The 23,371-nt window shown below is 73.2% G+C and carries 19 protein-coding genes; 8 read left to right on the top strand and 11 right to left on the bottom strand.

Annotation, left to right across the window (positions count from 1 at the left end):
• Positions 1-113 precede the first annotated feature (113 nt).
• The 3 genes from ABD296_RS17675 to ABD296_RS17665 are packed head-to-tail and all read left to right on the top strand — an operon-like array spanning position 114 to position 2,700.
• Complete coding sequence (locus tag ABD296_RS17675; protein WP_344267827.1) at positions 114-1,472, top strand: ferredoxin reductase family protein; 1,359 nt, start codon at positions 114-116, stop codon at positions 1,470-1,472.
• Between the two features lie 12 nt (positions 1,473-1,484).
• Positions 1,485-1,940, top strand: coding sequence for an FMN-binding protein (locus ABD296_RS17670; RefSeq protein WP_344267825.1), 456 nt, complete (start codon positions 1,485-1,487; stop codon positions 1,938-1,940).
• Positions 1,933-2,700 carry an FAD:protein FMN transferase gene (locus tag ABD296_RS17665; RefSeq protein ID WP_344267823.1) on the top strand — a complete coding sequence of 256 codons (768 nt, stop codon included), beginning with the start codon at positions 1,933-1,935 and terminating at the stop codon, positions 2,698-2,700. Before ABD296_RS17670 ends, ABD296_RS17665 begins: the two co-directional genes overlap by 8 nt.
• Positions 2,701-2,719: 19 nt before the next feature.
• On the opposite strand, the gene ABD296_RS17660 is transcribed toward ABD296_RS17665, so the two are convergent.
• The 5 genes from ABD296_RS17660 to ABD296_RS17640 all read right to left on the bottom strand — a co-directional run bounded on the left by ABD296_RS17660 (position 2,720) and on the right by ABD296_RS17640 (position 8,927).
• A complete protein-coding gene (locus ABD296_RS17660) occupies positions 2,720-4,087 on the bottom strand; it encodes a glycosyltransferase family 4 protein (RefSeq protein WP_344267821.1) in 1,368 nt (455 codons plus the stop codon).
• A 145-nt stretch (positions 4,088-4,232) separates the two neighbouring features.
• Positions 4,233-5,168 (bottom strand): formylglycine-generating enzyme family protein, encoded by a 936-nt coding sequence (locus ABD296_RS17655; protein WP_344267819.1) that lies wholly within the window; start codon positions 5,166-5,168, stop codon positions 4,233-4,235.
• The gene (locus ABD296_RS17650) at positions 5,165-6,526 is read right to left on the bottom strand and encodes an MFS transporter (protein ID WP_344267817.1); all 1,362 of its coding nucleotides are present in this window, start codon (positions 6,524-6,526) and stop codon (positions 5,165-5,167) included. The genes ABD296_RS17655 and ABD296_RS17650 overlap by 4 nt, the downstream gene beginning before the upstream one ends.
• A gap of 62 nt (positions 6,527-6,588) precedes the next feature.
• Positions 6,589-8,355 (bottom strand): sulfatase, encoded by a 1,767-nt coding sequence (locus ABD296_RS17645; RefSeq protein ID WP_344267815.1) that lies wholly within the window; start codon positions 8,353-8,355, stop codon positions 6,589-6,591.
• Entirely contained in the window at positions 8,352-8,927 is a 576-nt protein-coding gene (locus ABD296_RS17640; RefSeq protein WP_344267813.1) for a PadR family transcriptional regulator, read from the bottom strand. The genes ABD296_RS17645 and ABD296_RS17640 overlap by 4 nt, the downstream gene beginning before the upstream one ends.
• Positions 8,928-9,137: 210 nt before the next feature.
• On the opposite strand from ABD296_RS17640, the gene ABD296_RS17635 reads away from it, so the two are divergent.
• Positions 9,138-10,442: an HD-GYP domain-containing protein gene (locus ABD296_RS17635; RefSeq protein WP_344267811.1), complete on the top strand. Its 1,305-nt coding sequence runs from the start codon at positions 9,138-9,140 to the stop codon at positions 10,440-10,442.
• Here ABD296_RS17635 and ABD296_RS17630 read toward each other — a convergent pair.
• Positions 10,433-11,044, bottom strand: coding sequence for a TetR/AcrR family transcriptional regulator (locus ABD296_RS17630; RefSeq protein WP_344267809.1), 612 nt, complete (start codon positions 11,042-11,044; stop codon positions 10,433-10,435). The two genes, ABD296_RS17635 and ABD296_RS17630, sit on opposite strands and share 10 nt — an antisense overlap.
• A gap of 118 nt (positions 11,045-11,162) precedes the next feature.
• Between ABD296_RS17630 and ABD296_RS17625 the strand changes: the two genes are divergently transcribed.
• Complete coding sequence (locus ABD296_RS17625; protein WP_344267807.1) at positions 11,163-12,566, top strand: MFS transporter; 1,404 nt, start codon at positions 11,163-11,165, stop codon at positions 12,564-12,566.
• Positions 12,567-12,660: 94 nt separating this feature from the next.
• Positions 12,661-12,786, top strand: a complete 126-nt coding sequence (locus tag ABD296_RS17620; RefSeq protein WP_344267805.1) for a hypothetical protein — start codon at positions 12,661-12,663, stop codon at positions 12,784-12,786.
• Positions 12,787-12,831: 45 nt separating this feature from the next.
• On the opposite strand, the gene ABD296_RS17615 is transcribed toward ABD296_RS17620, so the two are convergent.
• Positions 12,832-16,092 (bottom strand): FAD-binding and (Fe-S)-binding domain-containing protein, encoded by a 3,261-nt coding sequence (locus tag ABD296_RS17615; protein ID WP_344267803.1) that lies wholly within the window; start codon positions 16,090-16,092, stop codon positions 12,832-12,834.
• A 50-nt stretch (positions 16,093-16,142) separates the two neighbouring features.
• Positions 16,143-17,264 carry an enolase C-terminal domain-like protein gene (locus tag ABD296_RS17610; RefSeq protein WP_344267801.1) on the bottom strand — a complete coding sequence of 374 codons (1,122 nt, stop codon included), beginning with the start codon at positions 17,262-17,264 and terminating at the stop codon, positions 16,143-16,145.
• 166 nt (positions 17,265-17,430) lie between these two features.
• Here ABD296_RS17610 and ABD296_RS17605 point away from each other — a divergent pair, with 166 nt between their 5' ends.
• Entirely contained in the window at positions 17,431-19,233 is a 1,803-nt protein-coding gene (locus tag ABD296_RS17605) for a thiamine pyrophosphate-requiring protein (RefSeq protein ID WP_344267800.1), read from the top strand.
• Positions 19,234-19,302: 69 nt separating this feature from the next.
• Here ABD296_RS17605 and ABD296_RS17600 read toward each other — a convergent pair whose 3' ends face one another.
• The 3 genes from ABD296_RS17600 to ABD296_RS17590 form a co-directional block, all read right to left on the bottom strand.
• Positions 19,303-19,941 (bottom strand): class F sortase, encoded by a 639-nt coding sequence (locus ABD296_RS17600; RefSeq protein WP_344267798.1) that lies wholly within the window; start codon positions 19,939-19,941, stop codon positions 19,303-19,305.
• The gene (locus ABD296_RS17595) at positions 19,938-20,774 is read right to left on the bottom strand and encodes a hypothetical protein (RefSeq protein WP_344267796.1); all 837 of its coding nucleotides are present in this window, start codon (positions 20,772-20,774) and stop codon (positions 19,938-19,940) included. The genes ABD296_RS17600 and ABD296_RS17595 overlap by 4 nt, the downstream gene beginning before the upstream one ends.
• A gap of 105 nt (positions 20,775-20,879) precedes the next feature.
• Positions 20,880-22,193 carry an ABC1 kinase family protein gene (locus ABD296_RS17590; RefSeq protein ID WP_344267795.1) on the bottom strand — a complete coding sequence of 438 codons (1,314 nt, stop codon included), beginning with the start codon at positions 22,191-22,193 and terminating at the stop codon, positions 20,880-20,882.
• A gap of 133 nt (positions 22,194-22,326) precedes the next feature.
• Between ABD296_RS17590 and ABD296_RS17585 the strand changes: the two genes are divergently transcribed.
• On the top strand, positions 22,327-23,371 hold a 1,045-nt coding region (locus ABD296_RS17585; RefSeq protein WP_344267794.1), incomplete at its 3' end, for a sensor histidine kinase.

Here is a 23,371-nt window from a genome sequence, read left to right as displayed (position 1 = left end):
TGGGGCCCAGCCTCCCTTCCCAACCTCTGCGTTTCCTCAGAGAAACCTCTCAGTACGCCTGTTCCCCCACGGATCAGAAGAACCTCAGAAACTGCGTTGGCAGGGTGACCGGCATGACCACGACCAGGCATGACATCGGGCGGATCGCCCCGCCCGCCCCGCGCCCGGCATGGCGCGTCCCCTCCTCGTGGCCGCAGGTGCTGATCTACGCCGGCGCGGTGGCCGTGCTGCTCATGTGGTGGCACGGCACCCGGTCGGTCACCGGGCTGGACGGCTGGCTGACCGAGGCGGGCCGCGTCACCGGGCTGATGGCGGGCTACGGCTGCGCGGTGCTGGTCGCGCTGATGGCCCGGATCCCGGCGCTCGAACGCGGCGTCGGCACCGACCGGCTGGCGCGCTGGCACGCGATGGGCGGCCGGTACACGGTGTGCCTCGCCTGCGCGCACGCGCTGCTGATCATCTGGGGCTACGCGGTGACGTCGCGCACCGACGTCGTGCACCAGACGGTCACGATCGTCTTCGACTACCCCGAGATGATCAAGGGGACGCTCGGATTCCTGCTGCTGGTCGGCGTCGGGGTCACCTCGGCGCGGGCCGCGCGCCGCCGGCTGCGCTACGAGACGTGGTACTACCTGCACTTCGCCACCTACCTGGCGATCTACCTGGCGTTCTGGCACGCGCTGGCCGACGGCGCCCAGTTCGCGGGGACGACCTGGGCGAAGGCCGCCTGGTACGCGCTGTACGGCGGCGTCGCGGTGGTGCTGGTGTTCTTCCGGTTCGTGATGCCGGTGGTCCGGGGGCTGCGGCACGATCTGCGGGTCGCCGCCGTCCACGCCGAGGCGCCGGGCGTCGTGTCGATCTACATGACCGGGCGGCACCTGGACGAGTTCGGCGCCCGCCCCGGCCAGTTCTTCCGGTGGCGGTTCCTCGCCTCCGGACTGTGGTGGGCGGCGAACCCGTACTCGCTGTCGGAGCCCGTCCGGGGCGGCCGGATGCGGATCACCGTGAAGGCGGCCGGGGACCACAGCGCCGCGCTTTTCCGGCTGCGTCCCGGCACGCGGGTGTGGGCGGAAGGCCCGTACGGCGGGTTCACCGGGACGCGCCCGCACCACGACCGCGCGCTGCTGCTGGCGGGCGGCGTCGGCATCACTCCGCTGCGGGCGCTGTTCGAGACGCTGCCGGGCGACGTCGTCCTCCTCTACAAGGCGCGGCGCCCGGAAGACCTGGCGCTGCGGGACGAGCTGGACGCGATCGCCGCCGCGCGGGGCGCCCGGGTGCACTACTTCGTGAGCGAGCCGGCCGGCTACTCGCTGCCGCTGACCGGAGGAGCGCTGCACGGCCTCGTGCCCGACATCCGGCACCGGGACGTCTACCTGTGCGGGCCGTCCGGGATGACCGACGCCGCGCTCGCGGCGCTGAAGCAGGCGGGCGTGCGGCGCCGCCACATCCGTCACGAGTCGTTCGAGTTCTGAGGGGGCCGTTCCGTGCGCAGAGCCTTGATCACCACCGGTTCGACCGTGGCGGGCATCGTCCTGCTGCTGTCGTTCAAGCCGCACCACAGCACCACCGCGAAGGCGGCGGCCGCCACACCGCAGACCACCGGGACGGCGGCCCCGGCGCCGTCCTCGGCGCCGTCGTCCTCCACCACGGCCGGCGGGAAGGCGAGCGGCACCTACAAGGGCAACGTGATCGACACCCGGTGGGGCCCCGTGCAGGTCGAGATCACGATGGCGAAGGGCAAGCTCACCGCGGTCAAGGTGGTCCAGGTGCCGACGGAGAACCCCCGCGACCGAGAGATCAACCAGTTCGCCGTGCCGCAGCTCACCCAGGAGGCGCTCACGGCGGGCAACGCACGCATCGACTCCGTCTCCGGCGCCACCTACACCAGCGAGGGCTACATCCAGTCCCTGCAGAGCGCACTGGACGCCGCCCATGCGTGAGTCCGTGCACCACGTCGAGCACGTCATGGGGACGGTGTTCTCCTTCGACATCCGCTCGCCCCGCACCCCGGAGATCACCGTGGCGCTCGCGCAGGCCGTCGCCTGGCTGCACCGCGTGGACCGCGTCTTCTCCACCTACCGCGCGGACAGCCAGGTCAGCCGCCTCGCACGCGGCGAGATCGTCCTCGGCGAGTGCGACCCCGAGGTGGCCGAAGTGCTCGCCATGTGCGAGGAGACGGAGCGGGACACCGGCGGGGCGTTCAGTGCGGCGCCCGCCGGGCGGCTCGACCCGAGCGGGCTGGTGAAGGGCTGGGCGATCGAGCGGGCGTCCACGATCCTCCACGACGCCGGAGCCCGCGACCACTGCGTGAACGGCGGCGGTGACGTCCAGGCGCGCGGCGAGGCGGCCCCCGGCGAGCCCTGGCGGATCGGGCTCGCCGACCCGGCGGACCCCGGCGCGCTGGTCGCCGTGGTGGCCGGGACCGACCTCGCCGTGGCGACCTCGGGCACCGCCGAACGCGGCCACCACATCGTCGACCCCCGCACCGGGCGGCCCGCCGCCGCGCTGGCGTCGCTCACTCTCGTGGGCCGGCACCTCACCGAGGTCGACGCCCTCGCCACCGCCGCGTTCGTCATGGGCGGCGCCGCGCGCGACTGGGCGTCGGCGCGTCCCGGCGTCGAGGCGTTCGCCATCGGCTGCGACCGGACCCGCTGGTGGACGCCCGGCTTCGAACGGCTCGCGCTGCTGCCGACGGGATAGGCCGGGCGGCGGGCCGCCGTCAGAGCAGCCCGGCCTCCTTCTCCGGGACGCGGCGCCGCGCGGTCCGGCGCGCCGGGGCGGGGCGCACCAGGTCGTCGAGCAGAGCGTCCCATTCGGCGCCGACCGCCTCCGGCGAGTAGCGGGCCATCGCGCCCACGGCCTGCTCCCCGAGCCGGGCGCGCAGCCCCGGGTCGTCGATCATCCGGCCGATCGCCGCCGCCAGCGCCGCCACGTCCCCGCCCTTGACCAGCAGCCCGTCGACGCCGTCGGTGAGCAGCTCGCGGGGGCCGGTCGGGCAGTCGAACGACACCACGGCGAGGCCCTTGCTCATCGCCTCCATCAGCGCCAGCGGCAGCCCCTCGTACCGGGAGCTGAGCACGAAGATCGACGCCCGGGACATCGCGGTGCCCATGTCGCCCGTCCGGCCCATCAGGAACGCGCCGGCCGACAGCCCCCGCCGGTCGATCCGGCGCTGCAGCCGCTGCCGCCACGGCCCGCCGCCGTAGATCCGCAGCGTCCAGCCGGGATGCTCCGCCGCGACCTGCTGCCAGGCGTCCAGCAGCAGGTCGAAGCCCTTCTGCCGGACGAGCCGCCCGGCGGCCAGCACGGTCTGCGCGGCGGGGTCGACGGGCCCGCCGTCCAGCTCGGGCAGCGCGTTCGGGATGCACACGAGGCGCCGCGCGTCCGGCAGCTCGCGGCGGTAGCCGGCCAGGTCGGTCGCGGTCAGCGTGACCACCGCGTCGAGCCGGCCGTAGCGGCGCAGTACGCGGTCGCGCACGTCGGGCCGGTGGCTGCCGAGGTTCATGTGCTCCTGGCCGATCGTGCGCACCTCCGGTGGCGCGAACACCGCCGCCGCGAGGTTCAGGCTCGGCCGGGTGGTGATCAGCAGGCCGGTGCGCAGCGAGCGCAGGAACCGGATCAGGACCAGGTCGGTCCAGAGCGAGCAGCGCCGGTAGGACGGCTCGCCGATCGGGACGAGCAGGCTCGGCAGCCGCGACAGCACCCGGCGGGCGAGGCCGCGCACGCCGCCGGGCGGCTCGACCCGGTCGTCCAGGCAGGACAGCCGGACCCCGTCCGGGATCGCGAAGCTCGGCCGGCGCAGCTCCCGGATCAGCCCGACGACCTCGACCTCGCGCTGCCGCGCGAGCTGCCCCGCGCAGTTCAGCACGGTGCGGACCGTGCCGCCCGTCCCGTACGCGTGCTGCACCAGGAAGACCACCTTCCGGGCCGTCGCGGCCGGTGCGCGGCGCGCCCGCCGCCGGTTCGCCGGCCGCAACAGCAGCAGCGCCAGCGGCTCCAGCATGGCGGACAGCGCCCGCACGGCCGTCCTGCCGCCCCATCGCACCGCGCGCCGCAGGACGTTCCCGCGCCCACCCGACCCGATCACGACATCAGCCCCCCAACACGGCGACGCCCCGGGCCTCGCCCCGATCGACCTACTACTGCCTACGTAGTTAATACATGCCCCGGCGACCGGGGCCGCACCCAGGCATTACCCCGTTTGCCCGGGAACGTGCCACGCCCGGCAGAGCTCACAGTGCGACCGTGCGGAACCCGCAGTTCCCGGTGGACGAATCGGGGGTGTTGGCCGTGCGCGCCGCGACCCGGTAGCGGTTGCAGTACGACTCGTGGCACAGGTACGAGCCGCCGCGCGTCACCCGCGCCGTCCCGTGCTCGGGGCCCTGCGGGTCGTGCTTCGGGGACGCGCGGTAGTAGGTGGGCGAGAACCAGTCGGCGCACCACTCCCACACGTTCCCGCTCGTCTCGTAGAGGCCGAGGTCGTTCGGGGGGAAGCCGCGGACGGGGCAGGTCGTGAGGTACCCGTCGGCGAGGGTGTTGCGGGCGGGGAACGTCCCGTTCCAGATGTTGGCGCGGTGCTCGCCGCCGGGCGTCAGCTCGTCCCCCCACGGGTAGCGGAGGCCGGCGTGGCCGCCGCGCGAGGCGTACTCGAACTCGGCCTCGGTCGGCAGCCGCCGCCCCGCCCACCGGCAGTAGGCGAGGGCGTCGTTGTGCGAGACGTGCACGACCGGGTGGTCGCCGAGGCCGGCGAGGTCGGAGCCGGGACCGCCGGGATGCGCCCAGTCGGCGCCCCGCACCTCCAGCCACCACGGCGCGGACGGCGCCCGGCCGAGGACGTCGCGCGGGTCCGCGGCGACCGCGAGGTGGAAGACGGCGGACGTGCCGAACCGCTCGGCCTCCGTCCGGTATCCGGTGGCGGCCGCGAACGCGGCGAACATGTCGTTGGTGACGGTGGTGGCGTCGATGCGGAACGGGGCGAGCACCACGGCGTGGACGGGCCCCTCGCCGTCCGGCCCGTACCCCTCGCCGAACGCGTCGCCCATCAGGAACTCGCCGCCGGGCAGCGCGACCTCGTCGTGCGCCACCCGCCGCGACCCCGCCGCGACCTCCTCCGACTCCGACGCGGCCGTCTCGCCGGACGGCGTCCGTTGCGGCTGGCAGCAGCTCATGGGGCCTTCCCCGCCTCGCGTTCGCCGAGCATCGCGTCCAGGCGGGCCATGTCGCGCGGATAGGTGCGGTACAGGGCCCCGCAGTAGACGCCGTTCACCAGCATGAGGATTCCAGGAATCCACAGCATCACGTTCTTCAGTCCCACCGCGTCGATCAGCAGGCCGGCGCCGAGGTTGAAGGCGATGAACGCGAGGGCCTCGAACACCGAGAGCATCAGCGCGAACGCCGCGCCGCGCAGTTCCGGCGGCACGACGGCCATGACGATGGGCCGGTTCACGCCCGGGTTGATCCCCTGCATGAGCCCCATCACCGCCCAGAAGGCGGCGAACACGCCGATGGAATGCCAGTCGACCTGCATACCGACGAGGGCCGTGGCGGCGAATCCGAACTGGGCGGCCTGCAGGACGATGACGCGCCCCTTGCCCGGCATCCGGGCGTGCAGGCCATCGGTCACCAGCCCGCCCGCGATCGTCCCCACGAGGTAGCCGATCCCTAGCGGCAGCACCACGACGGACGCGGTCGCGGTGCTGAATCCGTACGTCTTGACCAGGAACAGCACACCGTAGGTGGTGACCAGCAGGTGACCGGAGATGAGCCGCTGCCCGAGCATCAGGACGAACGTGGGGATCGCCGCCAGGCTCCGCAGCTTGGCCGGGGTGAGCTTCGCGTCGGCCTCGCGCTGCTCCGCCGTCCGCCGGCGCAGCGCGGGCTCGCTCGCTCCCACGCCCGGGTCCTGGAAGCCGACGGCGACGAACAGCACGGCCGCGAGCCCGAGGGCGCCGGAGGCGTAGAACCCGATCCGCCAGCCGCCCTCGAACCGGGACAGCTGCCCGAGCAGGGGACCGAGCACCGCCGCCACGACCGCCAGGGCGCCGAAGGTGTAGCCGCTCGCCCGCCCCCGCGCCCGCGCGTCGAACAGGTCCGCGGTGATCTCGGTGACGACCGGCAGGGACGCGGCGGCGAACACCGCCACGAGCGACCAGAGCAGGAGCAGCTGGACGAAGTTCTGCGCGAGCCCCGTCACCGCCGATCCGGCCGCGACGAAGGCCGTGGAGACGATGAGCACGCCCTTGCGGCCGGTGCGGTGCGCGAGCCACGTCCACAGCGGGCCGAACAGGATGCCGATCGCCTTGCTCACCGACGTCAGCACGCCGAGCGCGCTCGGCGGGAGCGCCAGCGCGTCGATGATGACGGGGGCGAGCGTGGTGAGGACGGAGCCCTCGTTGTTGTCGGCCCAGAGCGTGCCGGTGATCGCGGCCAGCCGCCGCCAGCGGCGGGGGACGGCGACACTGCCGGACGCCCGGTCGGAGACCGGATCGGAGGAGGTGGCGGGGACCCTTCTGCCGTCGGTGGGCATGCGGAATCCTCCTGGGGCTCGGGCTCGCGCGGCGGCGAGCGCTTCGGGGGCGGGAGCGAGGATCAGAGGGCGGCGAGGTCGTCGTCGATCGCCTGGAGGAGACCGGAGCCGAACGCGGGGTTGACGGTGGCGAGCCGCACCAGCGGGGTGTCGCCGAGCATCCTCGTCAGCCGCTCCGGCAGGACGCCGATGTGGCGTTCCAGGACGGGACGCGTCGCCGGGTCGTCCAGGAGCCTCCGCAGCGGCGAGTTCACCGACGGCCACTCGGAACGGAAGTCCGCCGCCCTGGGCACGGGGCGCCGCGACGCCTCCGCCTGGGGAAGCTGGCGCCGCACCTGGAGATGGGACGCGTCGGCGGGGCCGTCCAGAGGCAGGCCGAGCCGTTCGTACTGGGAGGCGGGGGCGTCGGTGGCGCGCATCAGGCCGAGGAGGAGCCCGATCATCCGGAGTTCCTGCTCGTCGTCCACGATCGGGTTCTGCTGGTCGGGGTCGGTCTCCAGGTCGAACAGCAGCGTCCCGAACGCGTACGAACTCCCCCATGCCGAGCCCGGGACGCGCATCACCGGCGCGCCCTGCGTGAAGGGCAGCGGGCCGAGCAGCTCCGCATCGGCCAGCTCGGACGGGGCGAAGCGGGCGTTCATGTGCGTCGGCATGAGGGTGTGCTCGTCGATCGGCGTGTTGGCCGGGGACGCGCTGGCCCGCATGTAGACGTACCGGCCGTCGGTGACGTTGACGTGCCCGCCGAACGAGCCGAACAGCCCGGCCCCGCGGAGCGGCTCGTCCCGCGCCACGGCGGGCGCGAGGGAGCGGCCCTGCATGCGGGGCGTGGCGTCCACGCCGAAGAAGTCCAGCAGCGTGGGGCCGAAGTCGATGGTCTGGACGAGGGCGCCGCGCCGCTCCCCCGCCGCGTCCGCCGAACGCGGATCCCACACGAACAGGGGCGTGTGCGCGGTCTCGTCGTACCAGGGCTGGACGTTCTTGCCCCACCAGCCGTGCTCGCCGAGCAGGAAGCCGTGGTCGGTGCAGACCATCAGGAGGGTGTCGTCCCACATCGAGTGCTCGTCCATGAAGTCGAGCACCCGCCCCAGGGACGCGTCGCACATCGTCAGCAGCGCGGCGTACTCGTCCCGCGCGTGCCGGACGACCTCGGGGTCCTCGTCCACCCGCTTGTAGTCCGGCCAGTCGAAATGGGGGCCGTCGTAGTCAGGGTCGTAGTGCTTCTTGTGGTCCGCGTAGGAGAAGAAGGGCTCGTGCGGGTCGAAGCACTCGATCTGCAGGAACCAGTCGTCCTGGTCGGCGTTCGTGGCGAGGAACTCCAGCCCGGCGTCGAACGTACGGGTCTGCGGGTGGTCGGCCTGGTCCTGCAGGTAGGTGCGGTTGATCCAGTCCTGCCGCCACAGTTTGTGCCGCATCATCCGGGGGCCGTCCGGGATCTCCGGATCCGCGACGTGACCTTTCCATGCGTCGCCCTCCTGGCCCCGGAAGAACTCGTAGGTGCTGAAGCGGTTGTGGTAGGTGGCGCCGCCGTCCTCCCAGTAGTGCTGGTGGTCGGTGACCAGGTGGGTGTGGACGCCGGCGTCCTTCAGCATCTCCGGGACCGAGTCGTCGAACGGCTCCAGCGGGCCCCACGAGCGGTGGAGGAAGTTGTAGCGGCCGGTGTGCATCTCGCGGCGCGCCGGCATGCACGGCAGGCTCCCGGCGTAGCAGTTGTCGAACGACACCGTCCGCCCGGCCAGCCGGGCGAAGTTCGGCGCGTGCACCCAGTCGCAGCCGTAGGGCGGCAGGAACCGCCGGTTGAGGCTGTCGAACAGCACCATGACCGCCTTCACGACGCGTCCTCCCAGCCGTCCGCCCCCATCGCGGCCTCCATCCTGCGCAGCCAGTCGATCCAGGTGTCGACCGCCGCCATGCCGTGCCGGTGCAGCTCCTCGCCGACGAACCGGAGGCGGCCGGCGTCCACCCCGGGCTCCAGCCCGGCGGGAACGCCGCGGTCGCGCCCCCGGTTGCGCGCGACCTGCCCCACCCGGAACTCCAGCTCCTGCCTGACCAGCGCGAGCGCCCGCGGGGCGTCGAGCATCGAGGTGAACAGCAGCCGGCAGGTGAACTCCGGGGCCTGGAACCGCTTCGGCGGGTCGTAGGCGGACCCGATCCGGCGCCGCAGCCGCCCGCCGCCCGCCGCGGTGAGCCGGTAGACCTTCGCGTCCGGGCCGCCGCCGCGCCCGTTCTCCACGTCGAACTCGATCAGCCCGTCGACCTGCATCCGGTTGAGCTCGCGGTAGATCTGGCTGGGATGGCGGTCCAGGCCGAGGAACTGGCCCTCGCTGTCCAGCCACTTCTTGATCTCGTAGCCGCTCATGCGGCGCATGGCCAGCAATCCCAGCAGGGGCAACTCGAGCTTCACGCTCACTCCTCCACTTGGCACTAGGTGCATTTGCATCTAGTGCAGGTGAGGATAAGACGTCTCGCCCGCTTCGTCCAGAGCACGACTCGGGGCAAGCCGGACCGGGCGGCGGGCGGCGGCCCGGTCCGCCCCACGCGGGAGCCAAGGTGGCGTATGCTTTTGGTGATCGAGTGACCACGTACAGTGATCGCGAACTCTCCGGGAGACGGCATGCCTGGACTGCCCCGCGCCGCCTGGCTCTACGTCTGCGCCGTCGTCGCCCTGGCGGCGGTCCTGATCGGCGCCTCGTCCCCGGGGGACGTCGACCCGCGCGTGCTGGTGGCGCTGGTGGCCCTGTTCGTCATGTGCGACTCGCTGCCGGCCCGGCTGACCGTGAAGCGGGCCCGGATGTCGCTCGGCTTCGCGGTGAGCCTGGCGTCGGTGGTGCTGCTCGGCCCGGTCGGCGCCGCCCTGGTCGGGCTGAGCGCGGTGGGCACCGGGCAGCGCAAGGTCGCCCTGGTCAAGCGGCTGTTCAACGGCGCGCAGTTCGCGGTCGGCGGGTACGCCGCCGGCGCGGTGTTCGGCGCGCTGGGCGGGGCCCGCTTCGAGCCGGGGCAGGCCGGCTGGGTGTGGGACGTGCTGGGCCCGTTCGTCGGAGCGCTGCTGACGTTCGTGCTGGTCAACCTCGTCCTGATGTCGGGTGCGCTGCTGCTCAGCGGCGAGTCCGACCTCGGCGAGATGGCGCGCGACAGCGGCCAGCTCGCCGGGGTGTGCGTCGGGTACGGCATGTACGGGCTGCTGATCGCGGGCCTGTGGGCCGACCTCGGCCCGCTGGTCGCGGTGCTGGTCCTGCTGCCGCTGTTCGTCGCGCGGTGGGCGCTGGAGCAGACGTTCGGGCAGCGGCGCGCCTACGACGCGACGCTCGCGGCGCTGTGCCAGGCGGTCGAGACCAAGGACCCGGCCACCCGCGGGCACTCCGAGCGGGTGTCGCGCGGCGCGGTGATGATCGCGCGGCAGATCGGGATGCGCCCGGAACGGGTGGAGGCCATCCGGTACGCGGGCATGCTGCACGACATCGGCAAGATCGGGGTGCCGACGAAGATCCTCCGCAAGGAGGACCGCCTCACCGACGAGGAGTTCGCGGCCGTCCAGCTGCACCCGATGCGCGGGCTGGAGATCGTCCGGGAGATCGGGTTCCTGGACGAGGCGCTCGCCGGGATCCTGCACCACCACGAGAAGATGGACGGCCGCGGCTACCCGATGGGCCTGGTCGGCGACGAGATCCCCGAGTTCGCCCGGGTGATCGGGGTGGCGGACGCGTTCGACGTGATGACCTCGGCCCGTCCCTACAAGGGGCCGATGCCGGTCGCCGACGCCGAGCAGGAGCTGCGCCGCAGCGCGGGCAGCCACTTCGACCCGGTGATGGTGGAGGCGTTCCTGCGCGCGCTGGAGGCGCACGGCTGGGAGCCGCAGCGCGAGCACCGCTTCGACACGGCCGCCGGGAACGCGCCGGCCGCCGACCCGCGTCAGGTGTAGAGGGCGGCGACGGCGTCCGCGACGCGGGCGCGCGCGGCCTGCGGGGACGTGACGCCGATCAGGACGTAGTAGGCGAGGCCCTCGGCGAGCGCGACGAGCGCCGGCGCCGCCTCGCCGGGGTCGACGCCCGGGGCCAGCGCGCCGTCCCGCTCCTCCTTGCGCAGCAGGCCGGCGATCTGCCCGTGGAAGCGGGCGTAGTCGGCGCGCATGCGGTCCGCGATGGCGTCGTCGGCGAGGGCGAGCGCGGTGAACGACTGGCGCACCCGCATGTGCGCCTCGGTCTCCGCGTCGCGGGCGATCAGCTCGGTCAGCACGACGGTGAGCACCGTGCGCGGCGGCGCGGCGTCGAGGTCGGCGCCCGCCCCCTCCCTGATCCGGGCGCTGCTCAGCTCGTTGCCGCGCTCGAACGCCGCCTCGATGAGCTGCCGTTTCGCCGGGAAGTAGTGCTGGACGCGGCCCGCCGAGACCCCGGCGCGGGCCGCGACCTCGGCCAGCGACACCGCCTGCACGCCGCCGTCGGCGACGACCGCGAGGACCGCGTCGGCGATCTCCCGGCGCCGCTCCTCGTGCCGGGCTCCGGGGCCGCGGGTGCGCCGGTCCATCGGCCGCTCCTTGCTTTCCGATGCGATCACACTGGATTGACCGCCGAGTCTAGCGGCAGTAGCGTGGCGGCAGACAAACCAAGTCGTTCGCATTGATTTGCTCCGAGGGGAGGGTGCGTTGACGTCGTGGGAGTTGGCGGGCGCGCGGGTCCGGCCGGCGCCGGCCGGGCTCGTCCTCGCGCTCGCCTGCGCCGCCCAGTTCATGGTCGTGCTGGACGTGTCGGTGGTGAACGTCGCGCTGCCCGCGATCCAGTCCGCGCTCGGCTTCGGCGACGCCGGCCTGCCGTGGGTCGCGGGCGCCTACACGCTGGCGTTCGCGGGCTTCCTGCTGTCCGGCGGCCGGCTCGCCGACCTGCGCGGAGCGGGCCGTGTGTTCACCGCCGGGATCGCGCTGTTCTCGGTGGCGAGCCTGGCCGGCGGGCTGGCCGCCGACCCGGGCCTGCTGATCGCCGCACGGGCGGGGCAGGGCCTCGGCGCGGCGGTGCTCGCCCCCGCGACCCTGACGATCCTCACCACGCGCTTCCCCGAGGGGCCGCGCCGGACGCGCGCCCTCGCGACCTGGACGGCGGTGAGCCTGGCGGGCGGCGCGGCCGGCAACCTCGTCGGCGGCGCCCTGGCCGACCTGTTCTCCTGGCGCGCGATCCTGCTGGTCAACGTGCCGATCGGGGCGGTCGCGATCGTCCTGGCGCGGCGGCTGCCGGCCGGGGAGCGGCGGGCCGGGCGGCTCCACCTGCCCGGCGCCGCGTCCGCGACGGCCGGGCTGGCCCTGCTCGCCTACGGCCTCATGCAGGCCGGCCCGCGCGGCTGGGACGACCCGGTGACCGCCGGCGCGCTCGCGGCGTCCGTCGCGCTGCTCGCGGCGTTCGCGCTGGTCGAGACGCGGCGGGCCGCCGTCCCGCTGCTCCCGCCGCGCCTGCTCCGGCTGCGCGCGGTGTCGGCCGGGAACGCGATCATGTTGCTGACCGGCGCCTGCTTCCAGGTGCCGATGTGGTACTTCCTCACCCTCTACATGCAGGACGTCCTGCAGCTGTCGGCGCTGCGCACCGGGCTCGGGTTCCTCCCGCACACCCTGCTCACGATGATCGTCGGATTGCGCGTCACGCCGTGGCTCATGCGCCGGCTGGACGACCGGACGCTGATCGCCGCCGGGGCGCTGATCGCCGCGGGCGGGTTCCTCTGGCAGAGCACGGCGACCGCCGCGAGCGGGTACGCCGGCGGCGTGCTCGGTCCCGCCGTGCTGATGTCGGCCGGCGGCGGACTGCTCAACACGCCGCTGACCACGACCGTGACCTCGGGCGTCCCCGCGGCGGACGCGGGCGCCGCGTCCGGGCTGATGAACACCGCGAAGCAGGCGGGCGGCGCGCTCGGCCTCGCCGCGCTGACCGCCGCCACCGCCGGCCACGGCGGCACCGCCCGCGCTCTCGCCGGCGCCTGCGGCCACGCGTTTCTGATCATGGCGGTGACGCTGGGGGCCGTGGCGGTGCTGTCCCTCACGCTCCCCGCGCGGCGCGACGCCGCCTGACGCCGAGTTTGCCCATCTCAGGGCATAGACCCGATCTCCCCGGAGAAGTCGTCATTGACGCGACTACATGGTCTTCGACGGAACGGGGGCGAGCGTGAACGCCAAACGCAGGCGGAGTTCGGCGGGACCCTACTGGCCCATGCTGGTGGGGCTGATCGCGACCGGCTTCCTGCTCTACGTGTGGGTGTGGGCGTCGACGCAGGGCGGGCCGCCCTTCTGACGGATCCCGCGCCCTCGGCCCGGACCCGGACGGCCCGCCATGCACTCAGCCCATGCCGGGCCATCCCCGCCTGGACGCGACCAGCCGCGTGACCGTGCCGCGGGCCCGCTCCATCGGCGTCATCCGGCGCGGGCGCAGCGCCCGGTACGCCGCATACGTCCCGGCGGCACCGAGCGCGGCGGCGCCCGCTCCGGCGCCGAGTGTGAAGCCGACGCGGGCGGCACGCCTGCCGAGCGGCGGCGCCGGCTTGCGGTTGCTTCCGGCCTTCTCCGGCTTGCCGGTGACCGGACGGTTCCCCTGCTCGCGCGCGAGCCGCATGAGCTGGGCGATGTGCAGTGCCTGCCGCCCGGTCTTCGCGTCCTCGATCTGCGTCTTGCAGGAGAAGCCGTTCGCCACGATCGCCGTGCTGTCGTCGGCGTCGCGGACGGCGGGCAGCAGCGCCTGCTCGCCGCAGTCCATCGAGATGTCGTACTTGCCGTTCTCGAAGCCCCACGAGCCGGCCAGGCCGCAGCAGCCGCCCGAGAGGCTCTCGGTCTCCAGCCCCATCTGCTCGAGGATCTTCTGCTCGCTGTCCACGCCGCCGGTCGCCCGGTGGTGGCAGTGCCCCCACAGCAGCGCCTTGCCGCCGCCGCTCAGCTTCGGCGGCGCGATGTCGTACTGGTAGAAGAACTCGGCGAAATGGTGGGAGTTCCTGGCGAGCCGCTTGGCGTCGTCGTCATGCGGCAGCAGCTTGGTCAGCTCGTCCTTGAAGACCGCCAGGCAGCTCGGCTCCATGCCGACGACCGGCGTCCCGGCGCGGACGTGCGGGCGCAGCACGTCCAGCACGTTGTGCAGGTACCGCTCGGCCGTGTCGAGGAAGCCGTAGTCGTAGAGGGGACGGCCGCAGCACACGTGCCCCTCCGGCATGATCACCTGCCAGCCCGCCGCCTCGATCGCCTCCACGCAGGCCACGCCGACGTCGGTGTGGAGGTGGTTGTTGAAGGTGTCGGGGAACAGCACGACCGGCCGGCCGTGCGGGTTCGCGGTGCCGCCGCGCTCGGCGAACCACCGCTGCAGCGTCATCGGCGCGAAGCGCGGCAGCGGGCGGTGCCGGTCGATGCCGCCGGCCAGCTTCGCCAGCCGCGCCAGCCCCGGCGTGTGGGTCGCGAGGTTCGCGATCTCCGGCATGCGGGACGCGAGCCGGGCGGCCTGGTCGATGAAGCCGAACGCGTAGGCGTAGCGCGGGCGCCACCGCCGCGCCGACTTGTAGTGGTGGTACAGGAACTCCGACTTGTAGGTCGGCATGTCCACGTTGACCGGGCAGTCGCTGGTGCAGCCCTTGCACGCCAGGCACAGGTCGAGGGACTCGGCGACCTCCTTGGACTGCCAGCCGTCGGTGATCGCCTCGCCCTGCAGCATCTCGAACAGCAGCCGGGCCCGGCCGCGCGTGGTGTGCTTCTCCTCGCGGGTGACCTGGTAGCTCGGGCACATCGTGGTGGACGCCTGCGGGACGCGGCACTTGCCGACGCCGACGCAGCGCAGCGCGGCGTGCGCGAAGTCGCCGCCGTCCTCGGTGTAGGCGAACTTCACCTCCGGGCGCGGCGGGTTGTAGCCGGTGCCGAGCTTGAGGTTCTCGTCCATCTTGTAGGCGTCGACGACCTTGCCGGGATTCATCTTGGCGTCCGGGTCCCAGATGCGCTTGAACTCGCGCATCGCCTGGATCAGCTCCGGGCCGAACTGCTTCTCCAGCAGCTCGCCGCGCTGCTGCCCGTCGCCGTGCTCGCCGGACACCGACCCGCCGTAGGAGGTGACGAGGTCCGCGGCGTCCTCCATGAACGCGCGGTAGGTGGCCAGGCCGTCGGCGGTGCGCAGGTCGAAGCTCATCCGCGAGTGGATGCAGCCCTGCGCGAGGTGCCCGTACATGGCGCCGTCGATGCCGTGCTGGTCCATCACCTTGCGGAGCGCCCGCACGTACTCGCCGGTCTTGGACGGCGGGACGGCCGAGTCCTCCCAGCCGGGCCAGTGGTCCTTGCCGGGCGGGAACGCGGTGGAGCCGAGGCCGGCCTCGCGGATCGTCCACAGGTCCTGGCTGGTGCCGCCCTCCTGCTCGCTCTTCTTCAGCAGGACGCGGTCGCGGTCATAGCCCTTCTCCTCCACCAGCCATTGCACGAACCGCTCCGCCTGCCCGACCGACTCCTCCTCGGTGTCGGCGCCGAACTGGACCAGCAGCCACGCGCCGCCCCCCTGCCGGGGCAGCTCCTCGAGGTCGGACAGGTTCTTGTCCTGCATCTGCTGGTCGTTGATCAGCTTGCGGTCGAGCGCCTCCAGCCCGATCGGGCGGAACTTCTCGATCATCTCGCCGGTGTGCTCGGCGGCGTCCGCGAGGTCCTCGTACTCGACCACGACCAGCGTGCGCTCCAGCATCGCCGGGGTGAGCAGCAGGACGGCCTGCAGCGCGGTCGCGCAGGTGCTCTCGGTGCCGACCAGGGCGCGCGCGACGTTGAAGCCCCGCTCCGGCAGCAGCTCGTCCAGGTTGAACCCGGAGACGCGGCGCGGCACCTCCTCCACCGACTTGAAGCCCGCGCGGATCGCGTCGGCGTAGCGGTCGCGCAGGTCGCGCAGCGCCGCGTAGATCTCGCCCTTGCGGCCGCCCGCCGCGATGATGTCGTCGAGCTGGTCCTCCTCGTTGACGCCCACCCAGAACCGGTCGCCGCCGTAGGTGACGACCTCCAGCGCGTGGACGTTGTCGGACGTCCGCGGGCCCGGCCCGTACAGCTGCGACTGCACCGAGTGGATGCCGCAGGAGTTGTTGCCGATGTTGCCGCCGATCACGCACCGCGAGTGCGAGGACGGGTCCGGCCCGAACACCAGCCCCGCCTTCTCGCCGGTATGCCGGTTCAGCTCCTCGTTGATGACGCCGGGCTCGCAGGTGACGCGGCCGTTCTTCTCGTCCAGCTCGCCGATGCGGGTGAGGTACTTGGAGTGGTCGATCACGACCGCGTAGTTGACCGTCTCGCCGGACAGGCTCGTCCCGCCGCCCCGGTTCAGCACCGGCGCGCCGTACTCCTTGCAGATCCGGTGGACGGCCACCACGTCGTCCAGCGTCTTCGGGACGACGACGCCGATCGGGACCTGCCGGTAGTTCGAGGCGTCGTTGGCGTACAGCGCGCGGGCCCCGTCGTCGAAGCGGACCTCGCCGTCGACGGCCTTCTCCAGCTCCTTCGCCAGCCTCCCGACCGCGATGACCTGGCTGCCACGCGGCGGCCCGGGCATCGAGGGAACCGTCTTCGCCGGCACCTGCATGGTCGCGGACCGCGTGCGTGCCATCTGCGTCGTCCTCGCTTTCGTCGTTCGTTGGCCGGGGGGGCGGGTGGGGCTCAGCCGCCGTGCACCCGGTACTTGCCGGCGTCCGCCCACTTGACGTCCAGGCCGAGGCCGGGACGGTCGGCGGCGGGCCGCAGCGCGCCGCCCTCGGGGCTGAGCGTTCCGTCGAAGACCAGGTGCTCGAAGCGCACGTGGTCGTGGAAGTACTCCAGGTGGCGCAGCCTTTCGACGGCGCAGAACGCGTGCGCCGACACGGCCGGGGCGCAGTGCGCCGACAGGCCGATCTGCCGGACCGCGGAAAGGCCCGCGACCTGCAGCAGCCCGGTGACGCCGCCGCAGCGGGTGACGTCGGCCTGCAGGCAGTCGACGGACGGGCCGTCCAGCAGGTCCGCGAAGTCCTTCAGCACGAACCCGTACTCGCCGGCGGCGACCTCCAGCCGTCCCGGCCCGTGCTCGCGGACGAGCCGCAGGCCCTCGGTGTCGTCGGAGCTGACCGGCTCCTCGAACCAGCGCACGTCCCATTCCTCGGCCAGCCGGCGCGCCCAGTACAGGGCGTCCTTGCGGGTCAGCGCGCCGTTGGAGTCGACGTACAGGTCGGGGCCGCGGCCGATCGCCTCGCGGACGGCGGTGAGCCGGCGCGGGTCGTCCTCCTGGGAGCGGGAGATCTTCAGCTTGACGCGCGGGATGCCCTGCTCCACCCAGCCGGCGAGCTGCCCGGTGAGCCGGTCGAGCGGGTAGTTGGTGAACCCGCCGCTGCCGTACACCGGGACGTGGTCGTGGAAGCTCGGCAGCACCTGGAACAGCGGCCGGTCCAGCAGCCGGGCCTTCAGGTCCCACAGCGCGATGTCGACCGCCGACACCGCCATGGCGCCGACGCCGGGGCGGCCGGCGTTGCGGATCGCGGCGAACATCCGGTGCCACGCGGCGGCCGGGGCGAGCGCGTCCGCGCCCTTCACCAGGGAGGCGAACTTCGACTCGATGAGCGTCGCCACGGCGGTGCTGCCGTAGGTGTAGCCGATCCCGGTCCGCCCGCCCGCGCTCGCCTCGACCAGCACCATGGTCGTCGACTCCCAGCGCAGGGTGCCGTCCTCCTCGGCGCCGTCCGGACCGTCCGTCGGCAGCTCGAAGGCGTGGACCGCGATGCCGTCGACGGGGATCCCGCTTCCCGTGCTCATCGCCGCTCCCCCTCTCGTCTGCCTCTAAGTACCGCCGGAGGCGGCGGCGAAACGATCCGGCCGTCCGGAAGGCGCTCCCTGTTTGCCTTCCCCTTCCTCGGGGACGTGGCGAGTGGACGACACGCGCATCGACCGACATCCGATCGACCGACATCTGGGAGAGATCATGGGGCAGCAGGTAGCCGACTACGTGCTCGAGCGGCTGCGCGAATGGGGCATCGAGCGGGTCTTCGGATACCCGGGCGACGGCATCAACGGGATGCTCGGCGCGTTCGACCGCGCCAAGGGCCATCCGGAGTTCATCCAGACCCGGCACGAGGAGATGGCCGCCTTCATGGCCTGCGCCCACGCCAAGTTCACCGGCGAGGTCGGGGTGTGCACCGCGACGTCCGGGCCGGGCGCGATCCACCTGCTGAACGGCCTGTACGACGCCAAGCTCGACCACCAGCCCGTCGTCGCGATCATCGGCCAGCAGAAGCGGCTGTCCCAGGGCACGCACTACCAGCAGGAAGTGGCGCTGGAGAACCTGTTCGCGGACGTGTCGGAGTTCGTGCAGATCTGCATGGCGCCCGGGCAGGTCCGGCACGTCATCGACCGCGCGTTCAAGACGGCGCTGACGACCCGCAGCGTCGCCACGATCATCATCCCGGAGGACATCCAGGAGAGCGAGGCCGTCCCGTCGCCGCCGAAGGAGCACGGCTCGGTCTACTCCAGCGTCGGCTGGAGCCAGCCGCGGATGCTGCCCAACAAGGAGGAGCTGCGCAAGGCAGCCGACATCCTCAACGAGGGCAAGAAGGTCGCGATGCTGATCGGGCAGGGCGCGGCCAACGCGGAGGCGGAGGTCATCGAGACCGCCGAGCTGCTCGGCGCGGGCATCGCCAAGGCGCTGCTCGGCCGCGAGGTCGTCCCGGACGACCTGCCGTTCGTCACCGGCCCGATCGGGCTGCTCGGCTCCAAGGCCAGCGACGAGATGATCATGAACTGCGACGTGCTGTTCATGATCGGGACCAGCTTCCCCTACGCCGAGTGGCTACCGGACGAGGGCAGCTGCAAGGGCGTCGAGATCGACATCGACGGACGGATGATCGGCATCCGCTATCCCATGGACGCCCACGTCGTCGGCGACGCCAAGGAGACGCTCAAGGAGCTCATCCCGCTGCTGAACCGCAAGAAGGACCACTCCTGGCGCGACCAGATCGAGGAGAACGTCCGCACCTGGAACACGGTGATGGAGAAGCGGGCGAAGCAGTCCTTCGGCGGGAAGATCAACCCGCAGGCGGTCGCGCACGAGCTGTCCCCGCTGCTGCCGGACGGCTCGATCCTCACCGCCGACTCCGGCTCGGCCACCAACTGGTGGGCCCGGCACATCAAGCTCCGCGACGGCATGCGGGCCTCGCTGTCGGGCACGCTCGCGACGATGGGGCCCGGCGTCCCGTACGCGATCGCGGCCCGGTTCGCCTACCCGGACCGTCCGGTGATCTGCTTCGTCGGCGACGGCGCGTTCCAGATGAACGGCATGAACGAGATGCTCACCGTCAAGCGGTACGCCGACCGGATGGCGGGCTCCCCGCCGCTGATCTTCTGCGTGTTCAACAACCAGGACCTCAACCAGGTCACCTGGGAGCAGCGCGCGATGGGCGGCGACCCCAAGTACCCCGGCTCGCAGACGATCCCCGACTTCCCGTACGCCAAGTACGCCGAGCTGGCGGGGCTGAAGGGCATCTACTGCGACGAGCCGAAGAAGGTCACCGACGCCTGGAAGCAGGCGCTGTCCAGCGACCGCCCGGTCGTGCTGGAGTTCGTGGTGGACAACGAGATCGCCCCGATCCCGCCGCACATCATGAGCGACCAGGCCAAGAAGGCCGTGAAGGCCGGCATCAAGGACCCGCAGAAGTTCGGCATCGCCGAGCGCGGCTTCCGGCAGAAGCTCACCGACATGTACGAGAACCTCCCGGGCCGCAAGCACTGACCGCCCGAGCCCGTCGAGTTGCGGCGTGTCGTCGTTATGGCTCGTGCCATAACGACGACACGCCGCAACTCAATGAAGGGTGGCGAGGTGGGCGAAGGCGACTGTGTTGTCTCGGTAGTGGCGGGTGGTGCGGTCGAACTCGCCGCCGCAGGTGATGAGCCGTAGGGACGGGCCGGGCGTGTCGGCGTAGACCGCCCTTGTCGGGAAGGCGTCCTTGGGGAACCGGCGGACGGCGTCGACGGTGAACACCGCGGTCGTGCCGTCCGCGCGCCGCACCAGGACGCGCCCGCCGGGCCGCAGCCGCCCCAGCCGGAAGAACACCGACGGTCCTGCGGCGGAGTCGAGGTGCCCCTCGATGACCGCGGTGCCTTCCTCCCCCGGCGTGACGGAACCGGTGTACCAGGCGGGCTCGTCCTCGTGCGGGGGCTGCAGGGTGCCGTCGGGGCGCAGGCCGGCGCGGGCGACGCGGGCGTGGACGCCGAGCGCCGGGATCGTGAGCCGGGTGGGCGGCGCGGCGGGCAGCGCGGGTGCGCCGGCCGGGCCCGGCTTCTTCGGCGGAGCCCAGGTGCGCGGCGTGGCCGGCGCCTGCGGTGCCGGGTCGCGGTGCCCGATGACCGTCGTCGTCACGGCGGCGATCCCGCAGGTGGCCGCCGCCAGACCCAAGACCAGGGCCTGACGGTCGCCGCGCGCTACTGCAATGATCTTCATGCGGGCCGGTACGCCGCCCGGTCCCGCCGCCGGACGAGCAGGACGCGCGCCAGCGCCCCGGCGCCCGCGAGGCCCGCGCCCGTACCGAACAGCCACGCGCCCGTCGCGTGATCGGTGACCGCGGTGGTGCCGGCGCCCGCTCCGGCACCACCCACCGGCATGGCCTTGAGCACACCGCACAGCGCGGGCGAGGTCACGGCCAGCGGCAGCGACGGCACCAGCTCGCTCTTCTCCTTCTGCGCCTTGCGGCTCAGCGTCTTCGGGTCGTCCCCGCGCACCACCACGACCGCGATGCCCTTGCGCAGCGACGCCACGGCGGCCGGGCTCAGGGTGATGGTCCGCCGGTAGTGCACGCTCGGCCCCTTCGGGGCGATCGTCAGGTCGGTGCCCGCCTGCGGGGTCACGCCGCCCCGCACCGACAGGGTCGTCTGGATCGGGCCGTAGGACGGCTGCCCCTCAACCGTGCTGACCACGCCGTCGCCGTTCTTGTCGGCGGACATCCCCGGGCACATGCCCCGGGCACCGCCGTGGATGTGCTGGAGGTGCGGATACGGCTTGCCGTTGAGCTTCCCGGCCAGCCCGGAGTAGTGCTCGGTGATGGTCGCGGTGGCGCCGCGCAGCCGCAGCCTCAGCCACCCCGACCCGGTCTGGTGGTTCAGCGGACGCAGCTTCGCCTGGTAGGTGACGGTGCCCGCCGCGGCCGGGTCCGATGCGGCCGACGACGCCGCGGCGGATGACGCGGCGGCCGGTACCGCCAGCGCCAGGCCCACCGCACCGCCGGCCACCAGCGCCACCGTCCCGACACGCGACCGTTCCGAGCCTCTTCTCCGCATTCCTGCCCTTTCCTCCGTGCCGCGCATCGCTCGCTTTCCGCAAGGTGACTGCCCTGGCGGAAATCGCACTAATGCGCGCCCGGCGCACGGGTAGGGCAAAATCCGCTACGGCCGTCCGGCGGTCTGCGTCTCCTCGATCCAGTGGAGGGCTTCGGCCTGGAAAGGGACCTCGGCTTCGAGCTGGCAGAGCACGCCGATCCCGACGCCGAGGGCGCGCTGGGCGTGCACGGCACCGGGCGGGAACGCCATGCTGAGCCCCACCGGCATCGACGCGGTAATGCCCTTCAGCGCGTCCCGCAGGTAGGCCGCGTCGAACCGGAACGTCTCGGCGAACGCGGGCGCGCCCGAGCGCAGGAACAGCTCCCGCAGCCGCGCCTCGTCGGCCCGCACGTCCGGACGCAGGAAGCCCGCGCGGCGGAGGGCGTCGGCCATGCCGGCGCCGGGGTCGAGGGCGGCGAGGTGGACGTCCATCCACCGCTCCAACGGCGTCGGGGCGCCCGGCCGATGGCGGTAGACCGCGCCGAAGTCCAGGACGCCGAGGCGGCCGTCGTCGAGCAGCCGGAAGTTGCCCGGGTGCGGATCGCCGTGCATCATCCCGGCGCGGGCGATGGCGGAGAACATCAGCCGGGTGAGCAGCAGGCCCGCCCGGTCGCGTTCCGGTTGCCCGCCCGCCTCGATGACGTGCGCGAGGGGCGCCCCGCCGATCCACTCCGACACCAGGACCCGGCCGCGCTGCAGCAGCACGTCCGGGACGGCGAAGTCGGGATCGTCCAGGTAGGCGGCCCGGAACCCGCGTTGGGCCGCGGCCTCCGCGGTGTAGTCGAGTTCCTCGGCGAGCCGGTCCATCAGCTCGGTGGCGAGGGCGCGGCCGTCCAGCTCCGGCGTCAGCATCGCGGTGAACATCCGCATCGCGAGGACGACGGCGTCGCGGTCGCCGAGCAGCTCGTCCCGCGCGTCCGGGTACTGGATCTTCACCGCGACGTCCCCGCCGCCGTCGGCCCACCGCGCCCGGTGCACCTGGCCGAGGGACGCGGCGGCGGCCGTGTCCATGTCGAACGAGGCGAACAGCTCGCGCCAGCCGGGGCCCACGTCCTCGCCCATGACGCGCTCCACCGTCTCGGCGGGCTCCGGGCGGACGGACTCCTGCAGCGCCGCCAGCCGCCCCCGGTACACCGCCGACACCTTCGGCGGCATCACCGTCTCGTAGACCGACAGGACCTGGCCGAACTTCAGCACCCCGCCGCGCAGCCCGCCGAGCACCTCGACGAGCTGGTCCGCGGTGCGTTCGTGCAGGTCGAGCGCGGACTCGTCGGTCAGCCGGCCGAGCGCCCGCAGGCCGCCCGCCCACGCGAGCCGGCGCGCGGCGCCGAGCGGCACCGCCGACAGCCGCGCCATCCTGGAGATCGATCGCATCCTCATGCCGCCAGCGTCACCGCCGCGCGCCCGCCGCCGCATCGGACGGCGGTCGCCGATCCGGCTATGACCGCGGTCGTGGTGCCACTGCGACCGCGGGCCGATGACGGGCCGCCACGCGCTCCTTAGGATCGACGCCATGCGACGGGTCAGGGCCTTCTTCCTCGGCAACCCGCCGCCGTGGCCCGTGCTGCGCTTCTTCGGCTGCGTGGGCGTCGCATGGGCCCTGCTCGCCGTCGCCCTGTCGCCCTCCCCCGCCGCCCGGACCGTGGTGGTCGCCGCCTACATCGCTTTGTGGGCGTACCAGGCGGCGCTGCCGTGGCGCATCCCGTCCGTTCTCGTGCCGTGGACGGTCCTCGGCGTGCTTCTGCTGCTCGCCGCGGCGCCGTCCGCGAGCGATCTCGGAGGCTTCCGGCCTTTCCCGTTCGCCGAGGGCTCCTACGCCGACGGCGCGCTCGCCGTCGCGACCGCCCCGGCCTGGGCGCACCTCGCGATCCTCGCGCGGACCCGCGACCTCGCCTGGTGCGCCCCCGCCGCGCTCGCCGTCGCCCCCGCCCGCCACCTGGCCGCCGGTGGGCTGCCGCTGTGGCCCGCCTGGCTGCTGTGGGGCACCGGGTTCCTGCTGCTCGGGCTGGCCTTCCGGCTGCACGCCGCGCTGTACGAGGCGCGGCTGCGGCTCGACCGGGAGGCCGTCGCCGAGGAGCGCCGCAAGATCGCCCGCGAGGTGCACGACCTCGTCGGGCACGGCCTCGGCGTCGTGCTGCTGAACATCGGCGCGGCCCGGCTCGCCACCGCGCGCGGTGACGCGCCCGCCGCACTCGCCGCGCTGGAGGAGGCCGAGCGGGTCGGGCGGCGCGGGGTCCGGGACGTCCACCAGGGCCTCGTGCTGCTGCGCGACCCGGCCCCGGCGGACCGCCCGATCGCCCCGCCGCCGCCCACCGCCGAGGACATCGCCGCGCTCGTCGCCGAGCTGCGCGCCGGCGGGCTGGCCGTGGACCTCAGCACGCGCGGCGACCTGGCGTCCGTCGACCCGGCGGTCGGGCTGGCGCTGTACCGCGTCGTGCAGGAGGCGCTGGCGAACACCGCCCGGCACGCGCCCGGCTCATCCGCCGCGGTCGCCGTCGGCGGTGACGGCCCGCTCGCGCTGGTCACCGTCACCGACGACGGCGCCCCGCCCGGCGCGG

It is taken from the genome of Actinomadura napierensis, assembly GCF_039529375.1.
GTDB lineage: Bacteria > Actinomycetota > Actinomycetes > Streptosporangiales > Streptosporangiaceae > Spirillospora > Spirillospora napierensis.
The sequence above is the reverse complement of the archived record's forward strand: the minus strand, read 5'-3'. Positions and strand labels throughout refer to the sequence as shown.